Origin of the sequence: Novosphingobium clariflavum (assembly GCF_026420865.1) — a bacterium.
In the GTDB taxonomy this organism is placed as follows: domain Bacteria; phylum Pseudomonadota; class Alphaproteobacteria; order Sphingomonadales; family Sphingomonadaceae; genus Novosphingobium; species Novosphingobium clariflavum.
Genome location: NZ_JAPCWC010000033.1, coordinates 22787 through 34461, shown reverse-complemented (window position 1 = coordinate 34461; position 11675 = coordinate 22787). Strand labels below are relative to the sequence as shown.

Annotated in this window: 11 protein-coding genes; 4 read left to right on the top strand and 7 right to left on the bottom strand. The window is 64.2% G+C overall.

Annotation, left to right across the window (positions count from 1 at the left end):
• From OKA11_RS21925 to otsB, 6 genes are all read right to left on the bottom strand, one after another.
• Nucleotides 1-490, bottom strand: a 490-nt coding sequence (locus OKA11_RS21925; protein ID WP_267224287.1) for an acyltransferase family protein, incomplete at its 3' end; no start/stop codon positions are given.
• Between the two features lie 555 nt (nt 491-1045).
• A complete protein-coding gene (locus OKA11_RS21920) occupies nt 1046-2212 on the bottom strand; it encodes a nucleotide sugar dehydrogenase (protein WP_267224284.1) in 1167 nt (388 codons plus the stop codon).
• A 583-nt stretch (nt 2213-2795) separates the two neighbouring features.
• Complete coding sequence (locus OKA11_RS21915) at nt 2796-3068, bottom strand: hypothetical protein (protein WP_267224282.1); 273 nt, start codon at nt 3066-3068, stop codon at nt 2796-2798.
• Between the two features lie 370 nt (nt 3069-3438).
• Entirely contained in the window at nt 3439-4890 is a 1452-nt protein-coding gene (otsA, locus tag OKA11_RS21910) for an alpha,alpha-trehalose-phosphate synthase (UDP-forming) (RefSeq protein ID WP_267224280.1), read from the bottom strand.
• Nucleotides 4891-4939: 49 nt separating this feature from the next.
• The gene (locus OKA11_RS21905) at nt 4940-6754 is read right to left on the bottom strand and encodes a glycoside hydrolase family 15 protein (protein WP_267224278.1); all 1815 of its coding nucleotides are present in this window, start codon (nt 6752-6754) and stop codon (nt 4940-4942) included.
• The gene (otsB, locus tag OKA11_RS21900) at nt 6751-7467 is read right to left on the bottom strand and encodes a trehalose-phosphatase (RefSeq protein WP_267224275.1); all 717 of its coding nucleotides are present in this window, start codon (nt 7465-7467) and stop codon (nt 6751-6753) included. The genes OKA11_RS21905 and otsB overlap by 4 nt, the downstream gene beginning before the upstream one ends.
• 347 nt (nt 7468-7814) lie before the next feature.
• On the opposite strand from otsB, the gene OKA11_RS21895 reads away from it, so the two are divergent.
• Both OKA11_RS21895 and OKA11_RS21890 read left to right on the top strand, forming a co-directional pair.
• Nucleotides 7815-8861 carry a mannose-1-phosphate guanylyltransferase gene (locus OKA11_RS21895; RefSeq protein ID WP_267224273.1) on the top strand — a complete coding sequence of 349 codons (1047 nt, stop codon included), beginning with the start codon at nt 7815-7817 and terminating at the stop codon, nt 8859-8861.
• A gap of 135 nt (nt 8862-8996) precedes the next feature.
• Nucleotides 8997-9743 (top strand): HAD-IIB family hydrolase, encoded by a 747-nt coding sequence (locus tag OKA11_RS21890; protein ID WP_267224271.1) that lies wholly within the window; start codon nt 8997-8999, stop codon nt 9741-9743.
• Between the two features lie 37 nt (nt 9744-9780).
• Here OKA11_RS21890 and OKA11_RS21885 read toward each other — a convergent pair whose 3' ends face one another.
• A complete protein-coding gene (locus OKA11_RS21885) occupies nt 9781-10482 on the bottom strand; it encodes a murein L,D-transpeptidase catalytic domain family protein (protein WP_267224269.1) in 702 nt (233 codons plus the stop codon).
• Nucleotides 10483-10586: 104 nt separating this feature from the next.
• On the opposite strand from OKA11_RS21885, the gene OKA11_RS21880 reads away from it, so the two are divergent.
• Together OKA11_RS21880 and OKA11_RS21875 are read left to right on the top strand one after the other, a co-directional pair.
• Nucleotides 10587-11042 carry an XRE family transcriptional regulator gene (locus OKA11_RS21880; protein ID WP_267224268.1) on the top strand — a complete coding sequence of 152 codons (456 nt, stop codon included), beginning with the start codon at nt 10587-10589 and terminating at the stop codon, nt 11040-11042.
• Nucleotides 11043-11113: 71 nt separating this feature from the next.
• Nucleotides 11114-11671 (top strand): hypothetical protein, encoded by a 558-nt coding sequence (locus tag OKA11_RS21875; RefSeq protein ID WP_267224266.1) that lies wholly within the window; start codon nt 11114-11116, stop codon nt 11669-11671.
• Nucleotides 11672-11675: the final 4 nt, after the last annotated feature.

Here is an 11675-nt window from a genome sequence, read left to right as displayed (position 1 = left end):
TGGTAGAGCGAAGCCATGCTCCGAAGCAGAAGAACACGAGCCCGAAGAACGGGCCGTCATGCGGGTTCCAGCCGAGCCCCGGCAGCAGGGCATAGCTGTTGGCCAGAACATTCCCGAGGTACAGGCAGCCCGACAAGGCAAAGAGCGCTGGCCAGCCGAGCTTCAGGCGCACGCGAAGCAGGTAATACAGGGCAAGGCACTGGATCAGGCCGCTGATGAACCACAAATGAAATCCTGCGCCGCCACCGAAGATCAGGTCGATCACTGGGCGTTCTGTTTTCCAGAAGTGCAGGAAATGGTCCGCCACCAGGTAGGCCGCGACCCAGAACAGGTAGAGCTTCAGCAGGCGCGTGAGGCGTGCCATCGCCGCCGTTTCCTGACTGCGTACGAAGAAATAGCCAGATATCGCGAAGAACAGCGGAACCGCGAAACGCGCGGCTTCGCTGAAGGCCATCATCGCCTTGCCTCCGGGAACGTGGATGGCGATCACGAAGAGTGCCGCGATCGCTCGCGCGGCATCAAATGCGAAGAGGCGTGATTGTCCGCGGGCTGAAGGCTGGGTCGTGTCGCTCGTAGCTGTCGCCATGTCCGATTACCGTGTTTCTAGGCCGTAAACTCATAAACGGCACCATCGAGGCGCCCAAATGGCGAACAGATCGGGCCGAAGCGGCCGCCGGGCGGGCTGGTTGCCCGTCCAAGGCCGCATCGGTTCGAGATGGAAGCCATTTGGACGCCCCTTCGGGGTTTACCTTGCGGTGAGCTTCGCTTGCCCAAAATGGTCCAGCGCTGCGTCAGGAAGCCTAGAAATATCGGCATATTCCGTCGCCTTCCTTCCTTACGCTGAACCATTTTGCCTCAAACCTCGATGGTGCCGTTTATGAGTTTACGGGCTAAAGCGTTTTTCGATCTGATTGAATCAGATCGGCCTCTCCAGATTCTTTGTTTCCCGCGTTTTCCCGAGTCACTGCGTGTACCACTCCGTTCGAAAAACGCTCTATGTCAGGTCAGGAGTGCGTGCCATCGCACGCGGCAGGGATGGGCCCATTCAGTCCGAACCGAACAGGTCGCGCGTGAAGACCTTGTCTTTCACTTCGGCAATGGCTGGGGTCATCCGGTTGGCGAGGATGACGTCGCATTCCTGCTTGAAGGCATCGAGATCGCGCATCACGCGCGAGCCGTAGAACTCGTCTTGCGTCATCGCCGGTTCGTAGACGACCACTTCGATGCCCTTGGCCTTGATCCGCTTCATGATCCCCTGGATCGAGGATTGGCGGAAGTTGTCCGATCCCGCCTTCATCACCAACCGGTAAACGCCGACGCGGCGGGGCTTCTTGGCGATGATCTGGTCGGCCAGGAAGTCCTTGCGGGTCCGGTTGGCATCGACGATCGCGCGAATGAGGTTCTGCGGCACTTCGGAGTAGTTGGCGAGCAACTGCTTGGTGTCCTTGGGCAGGCAATAGCCGCCGTAGCCGAAGCTCGGGTTGTTGTAGTGCGTGCCGATGCGCGGATCGAGGCCGATGCCGTCGATGATCTGGCGCGTGTCCATGCCGCCCGCGATCGCGTAGCTGTCGAGTTCGTTGAAGAAGGCAACGCGCATGGCGAGGTAGGTATTGGCGAAAAGCTTGATCGCCTCGGCTTCGCGGGCATCGGTGAACAGCACGTCGACGTCCTTCTTCACCGCGCCTTGCAGCAGCAGCTCCGCAAACGTGCGTGCCCGCTCCGAGCGTTCGCCGACGATGATGCGCGAAGGGTGGAGGTTGTCGTGCAGGGCCCGGCCTTCGCGGAGAAATTCGGGGCTGAAGATGACCTGGTCGGTGCCGTAGCGCGCGCGGGCTTCTTCCACGAAGCCTACGGGGATGGTGGACTTGATGACGATCGTGGCGCTGCGGTTCACCGCGATGGTGGCGCGGATCACGGCTTCCACCGAGGAGGTGTCGAACTTGTTGGTGTCGACGTCGTAATTGGTCGGGGTGGCGACGATCACGAAATCGGCACCTTCCAGCGCGGCATCGGCGTCGAGCGTGGCGGTGAGGTTCAGCGTGCGCTCGGCAAGGAAGCTTTCCAGTTCGGCATCGACGATCGGCGACTTGCGCGCGTTGAGCATGGCGACACGTTCAGCGGTGATGTCGACGGCGGCGACTTCGTTGTGTTGGGCCAGCAGCGCTGCGTTGGAAAGGCCGACATAGCCGAGACCGAAAACCGCGATCTTCATGTGGGTATACTCGCGCAGATCATTGAAACATCAGGATGAGGATCGTTGTGGCGCATCGCAAAAGGCCAATGTCCGCAGGCGTCGGGGCGTGGTTCGCCGCCATTGCCGGGCTTCGGTCTTGCTGGGTGCCGTCCTCGCATGCGGGGTCTATTCCGCATCGCACCATGGTCCGTCAACGCATTAATCACCGGTTCTCTCGACGTTGCAGTCCACGTGAAGTGTGCGAGCGACGAATGGAGAGTGGATGTTTGCCAGTATTCGAAAATGATCGCGTATTTCATTTCAGGAAATAAAGAACGCTGTGGTTTGGTGTAATTGTTTTGGATTTATTAGCTAGGTCAATTGATTTTATTATGCGGTTCGAGGGGTGTTGGCACATGTTGTATCGGCCTGAGAGACCGTTTGGAAGTTCGCGAAAAGCGAATTTCGTGCCATGGCCCGTCCCGTCACCCGTAATCCAGCCTGCGTATCTTGCGGGAGGGGCGGGGCCGCGGCGAACATCCCCTGTCAGGGTATGTCGCAAGCCGATTCCAGAGCATTTTATAATGCCTGGTTGCGCCGGAAGTCACATGAAATCAGAATCTTATAGAGCGTTGAAGTGCAGGAGTATCCTGTCGCTCAGCGGCTCCTTGAAGCGTACCGCCATCTGGTTCGCGTCCTTGCGCGAGGCGGTGACCTCGATCGGGCCGATCGCGCCGATCCATAGCGCGCAGTCCCCATCGACTTCAGCGGTGTCGGCGCCTGTGGCCGCGTCGGATGCCGGCTCGAGATCGCAGTCGACCTCGGTCAGTCCGGAAATTCGCACCGCTCTGGTCACGCCGGACCAGACGCACTCTCCGTACAAGATCTTACCCATGGCCACTCTCTTTACCCGGTGCGCCGGGGCGCTTCTTTTTGTGTTACGCTGGCTGCGCCATGCGCTCTCGCGAACTCTGAGGTTCTACGATCTCTCCTATAGCCGCGTTAAAGGTCAGTACGGTTTCGCGCGAGTGTCAAATCGATGATGACGGTGTTTTTCATGGTCGCTCGCGGCGCCGTTTGGAAATTGGCGAAAAGCGAATTGCGCGGCGCCAGCCCGCTCCCCCACCCGATCGGCCATCGGCAGTATCCTGTGGGCGGTCGGCCGCTCAGCAAGAAGGTCCGCCGGACCTTTTTGTGTTCTTCGGGACGGGAGGGGGCTGGCGCCGGCCCCAAAATGCCCTTTCGGGCATTTTTCAAACAGACGCTCAGGCCGGGCCAGCCTGGTCGACCGTTTCCGCCGCGCTTTCCATTGTCAGGGAGGGCGCGACGGACGGCGTGTCCGCCGTCCCGGCAAGCGTACGCACGAATTCCTCGCGCCAGCGAAGCACGTCCTGTTCGCGAACCGAGGCCAGGAGGCTGGCGTGGCGCCGTTTGCGCTCCGCCAGCGGCATTTCCAGCGCCTGCTTGATCGTCTCGCTGACATGCTCGATCGAGTGCGGATTGACCAGCAGCGCGTCCTTGAGCTGGTGCGCGGCGCCGGCAAACTGGGAAAGGATCAGCACGCCGGGGTCTTCCGGATCCTGCGCCGCGATATATTCCTTGGCGACCAGGTTCATGCCGTCACGCAAGGGGGTGACCAGGCCGATCGCGGCGGCGCGGTAGAACCCGGCGAGCTCGTCTCGCGGGAAACCTTGATTGACGTAGCGGATCGGTACGAAGGCGACATCGGCATGGGCGCCGTTGATGTGGCCGGTCTTGCGCTCCAGGTCCTCGCGGATCATCTGGTAGCTGGTGACGTCCTCGCGCGATGGCGGGGCGATCTGCAGCAGCACTGCCTTGGCCGCCTGGTCGGGATTGTCGGCCAGGAAACGGGCAAAGGCCTCGAAACGCTCACCCAAGCCCTTGGAATAGTCGAGCCGGTCGACCCCGATCAGGATCTTGCGGCCGCGCACGCTTTCCTTGAGGCGGTCATGGGCCTGCCGGGCCTCGTCGCTGGCGGCAGCCGCGACGAATTCCTCGAAGTCGATGCCGATCGGGAAGGCGCGGGCGATCACCTTGCGTCCCTCGTAGTCGATCGAATTGTCGGGATTGACGGTGAGGCCCATTTCCTTCTGCACGTAGTGCAGGAAGCTCTCCAGCCATTCGGTGGTCTGGAAGCCGATCACGTCGAATTCGAGCATCGAGGCGACCAGCCGTTCGTGGAACGGCAGCGAAACGAGCAGGCGGGTCGGCGGCCAGGGGGTGTGCAGGAACAGCCCCATGCGGTTCTTCACGCCCTTCTGCCGCAACAGCGAGCCGAGCGGCAGCAGATGGTAGTCGTGAACCCAGACGAGGTCCTCGTTCTCGATCAGCGGCAGCACCGAATCGGCAAAGCGCTCGTTGACCCGCTCGTAGCCTTCTCCGAAGTTGCGGTCGTATTCGGTCAGGTCGATGCGGTAGTGGAACAGCGGCCAGAGCGTGCGGTTGGCATAGCCGTTGTAGTATTCCTCGATGTCCTGCGGCTCGAGGTCGATGGTTGCGGTAGTCACCCCGTCGTTGCGCTGCATGTCGAGGTGGCCGGTGAATTCCTCGGTTTCCTGGCCGGACCAGCCGAACCAGATGCCGCCATGTTCGCGCAGCGCGGAATTGAGCGCCACGGCGAGCCCTCCTTGTGCACCGGCGGCACCTGCCGCTTTGGGCACCGAGACCCGGTTCGAGATGACGATCAATCTACCCATTCAAATTCCCCTGTCGCGCGCCTCCCGACGCGCGTTTGGCAGGCCCGGCTCAACGCCAGTCCCGCCACGACCGGGACAGCTGCCCGGCACAGTTGATGATACCCACCAGCGAATAGGTCTGCGGAAAGTTCCCCCACAGTTCGCCGGTCTCGAAATCCATGTCCTCCGACAGCAGGCCCGATCGGGTACGATGGGCCAGCATGGCCTGGAACAATCGGCGCGCTTCCTCGTCCTGCCCGGAACGGTGCAGGGCTTCGATCAGCCAGAAGGTGCAGATGTTGAAGGCCGTCTCGGGCAGGCCGAAATCGTCCTCGCTATCGTAGCGCAGCATGTGTTCGCCGCGTCTCAGTGCCTTCTGTACGGCGGCCAGGGTCGCCTTGAAGCGTGGATCGTCGGCGGCGACATAGCGCAATTCGACCATCTGCAGCAAGCTCGCGTCGAGTTGCTCGCCGCCGAAAGTGGCTGCGTAGTGGCCGCCGGCACCGTGATCCTCAAATTCCGGCCCTTCGACTTCGTGCCAGGCCTCGGCGTCGATGTGCTTGCGTACCGTGTCCGCACGTTCGCGCCAGAGTTCGGCGCGGTCATGCAGGCCAAGGTGGTCGGCGGCATTGGCAAGCCGGTCGCAGGCCGCCCAGCTCATGACGCTGGAATAGGTATGGACTGCCGTCCGCGTGCGCAGCTCCCACAGGCCCGCATCGGGCTGGTCGTGCATCTGCCAGGCCAGTTCGCCGACCTGCTCGAGTCCGGCAAAATCCTCGGCCGAGGCCATGCGCAGCAGGCGCTCGTCGGAAAAGGCCTGGATCGCGGGGAGGACGATCTGGCCGTAGCAATCGTTCTGCACCTGGTAGTAGGCGGCATTGCCCACCCGAACCGGGCCCATGCCGCGGTAGCCCGGCAGGTCGGGCGCTTCCCACTCGATGATCTCGCGGGCGCCGCTGACGGCATAGAGCGGCTGGATCGCGCCGCCTTCCGCATCGTCGACGATGTTGCGCAAATAGGCGAGGTACTTCTCCAGTACGTCCAGCGCGCCGAGGTGATTGAGTGCCTGAACGGTGTAGTAGGCGTCGCGGATCCAGCAGTAGCGATAGTCCCAGTTGCGCTGGCTACCCGGCGCCTCTGGGATCGAGGTGGTGAGCGCGGCGACGATGGCGCCGGTTTCCTCGTGCTGGCACAGCTTGAGAGTGATCGCGGCGCGGATCACCGCGTCCTGCCAGTCGAGCGGGGTGGCAAGGCCGCGCACCCACAATCGCCAGTAATTGCCGGTATGGTTGAGCATCGTCTCGAGCTGGCGCTCGACCTCGCCGTCGAAGGGTTCGTCCGGGCCGAGGAAGAAATGCAGGGCGGATTCGAGCCGGAAGAAACGCTCGTCGAGGATGTAGCCGACCGGGGCATTGGTCGTCAGGCGCAGGGTATTGCGTTCGACGAGGTAGCGGATGTGGTTGGAGCCGCGCGTGATCGGCGCCAACTGGGAGCCGTAGCCGCTCATCGGCGTCAGCACGCAGCGGATGCGCGGCGTTCCCGCTACCGGCCGCACGATCCGGGCGAAGGCAACGGGACGATAGGTTCGGCCAAGCCTTTCGTAGCGCGGGCAGAAATCGTAGATGTCGACCGCTCCGCCGGTCGCGTCCTCCAGCCGGGTGACGAGGATCGGGGTGTTGCGCAGGTAGCCCTGATGCACGGCCACCTGGTTTTCGAGTTCGAAGCGCCAGGTGCCGCCGTCCTGCCCATCCGGACCGCGCATCAGCGCGCAGAACGTGGGGTCGCCGTCGACGCGGGGGACGCAGCCCCAGACAAGCGCGCCGGCTTCGTCGATGAGGCCGGAGACCTGACAGTTGCCGATGGGCCAGAGTTCGAGCGTGCTCATGCCGGAGGTGTCTCCTTGGTCAGGGCGGATGCGAGCCAGTGGTGGACGGAGGCGACGCCATCGAGGCGCCAGTGTGCGGCGGTCGGCCGCATCGGGCCAACCAGCACGCCGCTGCCACCGCACCGGGTGATTGCGCTGAAGGCGTCCTCGTCGGTCACGTCGTCGCCGAAAAACAGGGCTTGCGATCCTGCGAAGGGGGCGGCCTGCATGAAGCGGGTGACGGCGCTGCCCTTGTCAGAGCCCGGCATGGCTAGCTCGACGACGCGCTTGCCGTGCTTCAGCCTGAGGTTCAGGTCCGCGCTGACTTCGCCGGCAAGGGCAAGAAGGCGGTCGCGGGCCTCGGGGTGATGGCGGTAATGAACGGCGATCGAGTAGGGCTTTGGCTCAACCAGCAGCCCGCCGTTGTCTTGCGCAAAGGCCTTCAGGCGCTGGACAGCGCAAGCGGGCAGCGGGTCGGCAAGTGCCAGAGTGGCTTCGCCCGCAGGCCTGAATTCGCCGCCATGGGAGCCGGCCACCGAGACGCTCAACGGGCCGAGCAGGGCTTCGAGGGCGGCGATCGAGCGCCCGGTGACGATGGCCAGCCTGCCGCCGAGCCGCGCGGCGACGGTGGCCAGCACGGCAGGCAGGTCGGGGGGGACGATGACGGCATCGGGGTGGTCGGCGATGTCGACGAGGGTTCCGTCGAAATCGAGAAACAGGGCTGGTGGAGGCACCGTGCTTGCGCCTTGCTCGCCGGGGGCAAGGCGCAAGGGGGGCGGTGGCGGGAGATCGCGCAGCTTTGCGCCATGTTCCGCCGGAGGGATGGGGTCTCTCGGGCCGGTCATTGCCTTCACTCTGTCACGTTGCAGCGGCGAAGGCCACCCTTTGCCGGGAGGATCTGAGGCGGGGCATGGGAAAGGCAGGGCATGCGCAAGCAACGCGTTGAACAGGAATATGTTCCGTTCACATCTGCGTGCGGCGAGTGGAGGCCGTGATGCCAATTCGCGATTGCAACATGAAGTTGAACGGCTATCAACGGTGCTGCTTCACAGTATCCATTTAATCGAGTTTCTGACATTTCATGCCTCAGATAGTCCCGGTCATTCTCTGTGGCGGCAGTGGCACGCGGCTCTGGCCGCGCAGCCGTGCGGCCATGCCCAAGCCGTTCCTGCCGCTGGTCGGCGACACCACGCTGTTCGAGGCGAGCCTTGCGCGCTGCCCGGCGGATCTTGGTTTTTCGGCGCCGGTGGTGGTGACGGGGACCAGGCATCTCGATCACGTCGAGGCGCAGCTTTCGGGTGCCCCAGGCGCCACGGTGATCGTCGAGCCGGCCGCGCGCAACACGGCGGCCGCCATTGCGCTGGCTGCCTGCCGCCTGCCGGACGACGCGGTGATGCTGGTCTGCCCGAGCGACCATCACATCGGTCGTCCCGACGTCTTTGCCGAGGCGGCCTCTGCTGCTGCCGCCCTGGCGTCCGAGGGCTGGCTGGTGTCCTTCGGGATCGAGGCGACCGCGCCCGAAACCGGCTTCGGCTACCTCAAGCGGGGAGACGCGATCGAAGGCACGACCGGATTCCGCACCGCGCAGTTCGTCGAGAAGCCGGACCTTGAGCGAGCGAAGAGCTTCCTCGCCGATGGCGGTTATGCCTGGAACGGCGGCATCTTTGCCTTCCGTGTGGGCGACTTCATGGCCGAGCTTTCAGCCCATCGCCCCGAAATTGCCGCCAAGGTGCGCGAGGCGGTCGAGAAGGGCGCGTCCGATAGCCACCGCTTCCACCCCGATGCGGCGACTTTCGCCGCAGTGCCGAGCGATTCGGTGGACTATGCGGTGATGGAAAACACCAGCCGTGCGGCGATGGTCCCGGCCGACATGGACTGGTCCGACATCGGCAACTGGCAGGCGCTGCACGATGCGCTCGAACGCGACGAGAGCGGCAATTCGGTGCGCGGCAGCGGCGAGGCGGAACTGGTCGATTGCCGCAATGTGCTGGTCGACAGCGACGGGCCGCGCGTCTCGGTGATCGGGCTCGACAACGTCATTGTCGTGGTGGACGGCAACGAGGTGCTGGTCACCACGGCCGAAGGCGTGCAGAAGGTCGGAAAGCTGAACGGGGCTGTAAATCAGTAAGGCACTGACTTGTCCCCGGATTGCCATGTTTCCGGTCCAGTTTCGGATCGGAATCGGCCTTGGGGGATTTTCAATTCGCGCGGCCGATGGCAGGGGCGCGCACCAAGTTGCACCTACTCGCAGGGAATTGCCGGAATGAAGAAACTCGTTGCCTTCGATCTCGACGGTACGCTGGCCAAGAGCAAGCAGCCGCTTACCGATGAGATGGCCGAGGCGATGGCCCGGCTGCTCACCGTGGCCGATGTCGCGGTGATCTCGGGAGGGGACTGGCCGCAGTTCGACAAGCAGGTGGCCAGCCGCCTGCCCGCCCATGCCGATCTCTCGCGCCTGTGGTTGATGCCGACCAGCGGTGCCAAGCTCTACCTGCACGGCGAGGGCGGCTGGAACGCGGTCTATGCCGAACTGTTCAGCGATGCGCAGAAGCGCGAGATCCTCGACGCCTTTGACGCGGCGCTTGCGGCGACCGGCTTCACGCCCGAGGAAACCTGGGGCGAGCGGATCGAGGATCGCGGCAGCCAGATCACGTTTTCGGCACTGGGCCAGGAAGCCCCGCTCGAGGCCAAGGAAGTCTGGGATCCGGACTTCGCCAAGCGCAAGGTGATCCAGGCTGACCTGATGAAGCGGTTGCCGGGCGTTTCGGTCAATCTCGGCGGCGCGACCTCGGTCGATGTCACCCAGCCGGGGGTCGACAAGGCCTGGGGCCTGCAGCGCCTGGCCGAGCGCGGCAATTTCGCGCACGCAGAGATGCTGTTCATCGGTGATGCCATCTTCCCCGGCGGCAACGACTATCCGGCCAAGGCCATGGGGCTCGACACGATCTGCGTGCGTGATCCCGCTGATACGCTCAACGTGATCGACGCCATCGTCGTGTGCCAGAAGTGATCGCGGGAAAGGGGCCGGGAAACCGGCCCCTTTCGTTTCAGGCGACCTTGGCCGCGTAGATCAGGCGGCCCGAGCCGAGATGATCGAAGGCGCGGTTAAGCAGGCTGTCGCCGACCGCGAGGCAGCCCTGGCTGCGGCCGAGCTTGCCGTGCACCGCGATCATCGAGGGCTCGGCGTACCATGCGCCGTGAATGACGATGGCGCGGTCGAGCGCGTTGTTGTTGGTCGCGTCCAGTCCGATCAGGCGCTGCGAACGGCCATGGCGCCCGAAATAGTAGTCCGAGGTCAGGTAGGCACCTTCGCTGGTGGCGTTGGAACCAGGACTGTTCGAGAAGCGTTGAAGCCATCCGGTGTGATTCGGATCCGAGCCGCTGCCATGGGCGACATGCAGCGTCGAAGTCGTCCCGCCGACAAGGTCGACAAGATGGAGGCGTGGGTCAGATGACGAGGCCGAGAAGTCGACAATGCCGATTCGGTCCCGCATGACCCGGCCGCTGTGCTTGTCGAGCGCGGCCATGGCCGCGTCGAACAGCGCAGGGGCAACGCCCGCGCGGACTGCGGGCATGGCCGGCAGCACGGCGGATCTGCCGGCAATCGCGCCGGGCAGGGGAGTTTGCGGCAGATCGGGCAGCACGCCGCCCACGCCGAAGGGCGAGGAAGAAATCGCGCTGGCCGCAGTGGTGGAACTCGCCGCGAACGCCGTCGCGGCAACGATGAAGTTACGTCGGCTGAAATTCATATCCTCGCCCCATTAGGACAAATCAGTCGACAAGGTCTTGGGGAGAATCGCATGAATCGTCACAACGTGCTGAATTCGCGTTCATCGCCACGAAAGCTTTGCGCATGACAGCCAACCGAACCGGCGCTCCGACCAGTGAAGAATACCGCAAGGCGGTCTCCGCGATCCTGCGGCAGCTGCAAAAGAGCCTGAGTTTCAACGACCGGCAACTGGCCGAGCGGCTGGGTTGCTCCGCCGGCACGATCCGCAATGCCAAGGCCGAGGCGACTAGCCTCGACCCGTTGCTGCTGCTGACGATCGAGCGCCAGTTCGGCCCTGGAGCGATCGATCGCTGTCTCCATCTGGCACAGTCGCGCGCGGTCGGGCTGCCCGAGCGCATGACCGGTGTGGACCCGATTCTCGCATTGGTGGAAGCTCTCCACCGGCTGGTCGAGGCTCAGGCGGTGGACAGCGAGGGCGGCAAGCGGATCACCCGGCACGAACTGAGCAAGATCCTGCCGGAACTGCGGCAGGGCCGGGCGGCGCTCGATGCCTTGATCTCCCGCGCCGACAGCAAGTGAGCATGAGGGGCGACAGCCTCGCGCGGTTCGCCTAAAGTGCTGCCCTATCATGGGATTTTGGCGCGGGGTCGATGTCTGCCTTTTACCTGACGTGGATTGCGGTTCTGCTCGCGGGTTTCGGTTCCCGTGATCAGGCGACCGTGGCGGGGCTGGTCCTGCGGCAGGGGGCGAGGCCCGGCGTCCTGCTGGTCGCGCTGGCCTGCGCGGTGGTGACCGCCGGGCTGGCAGGCTGGGCGGCAAGCCTGCTGCTGGCTACGCTACCGCCGCCGGCGCGGGCGGTCTTTGCCGGCCTGGCGTTGGCGCTGGCCGGTGGGGAACTGCTGCTGATGGTAGCCCGGCGCAGCCCGAGGGAGCCGACCAATTCGCTCGGCGCACTGATGCTTGTGCTTTTTGCGCAGGAACTGACCGACGCTGCGCGGTTTCTGGTCCTGGGGCTCGGCGTCGGGCTGGCCGCTCCCATTGCCGCCGCAGCGGGCGGCGCGCTGGGCGGCGGGGTTCTTGCCGGGCTGGCCTGGGGCGCGCCGCAAGTGCTGGAGTGGCGCATGGTGCGCTGGGCCCGCCGCGTGTTCGGCGGGGGGCTGTTGCTTGCCGCGATCATACTGTTTCTTCGGGAATTCTCACTTGTGTGATCGA

Bases quoted from the DNA above. Each gene is read 5' to 3' on its own strand.
- OKA11_RS21920 (WP_267224284.1), bottom strand. From the start codon at position 2,212: ATGAAGATCGCGGTTTTCGGTCTCGGCTATGTCGGCCTTTCCAACGCA.
- OKA11_RS21915 (WP_267224282.1), bottom strand. From the start codon at position 3,068: ATGGGTAAGATCTTGTACGGAGAGTGCGTCTGGTCCGGCGTGACCAGA.
- otsA (WP_267224280.1), bottom strand. From the start codon at position 4,890: ATGGGTAGATTGATCGTCATCTCGAACCGGGTCTCGGTGCCCAAAGCG.
- OKA11_RS21905 (WP_267224278.1), bottom strand. From the start codon at position 6,754: ATGAGCACGCTCGAACTCTGGCCCATCGGCAACTGTCAGGTCTCCGGC.
- OKA11_RS21895 (WP_267224273.1), top strand. From the start codon at position 7,815: ATGCCTCAGATAGTCCCGGTCATTCTCTGTGGCGGCAGTGGCACGCGG.
- OKA11_RS21890 (WP_267224271.1), top strand. From the start codon at position 8,997: ATGAAGAAACTCGTTGCCTTCGATCTCGACGGTACGCTGGCCAAGAGC.
- OKA11_RS21885 (WP_267224269.1), bottom strand. From the start codon at position 10,482: ATGAATTTCAGCCGACGTAACTTCATCGTTGCCGCGACGGCGTTCGCG.
- OKA11_RS21880 (WP_267224268.1), top strand. From the start codon at position 10,587: ATGACAGCCAACCGAACCGGCGCTCCGACCAGTGAAGAATACCGCAAG.
- OKA11_RS21875 (WP_267224266.1), top strand. From the start codon at position 11,114: ATGTCTGCCTTTTACCTGACGTGGATTGCGGTTCTGCTCGCGGGTTTC.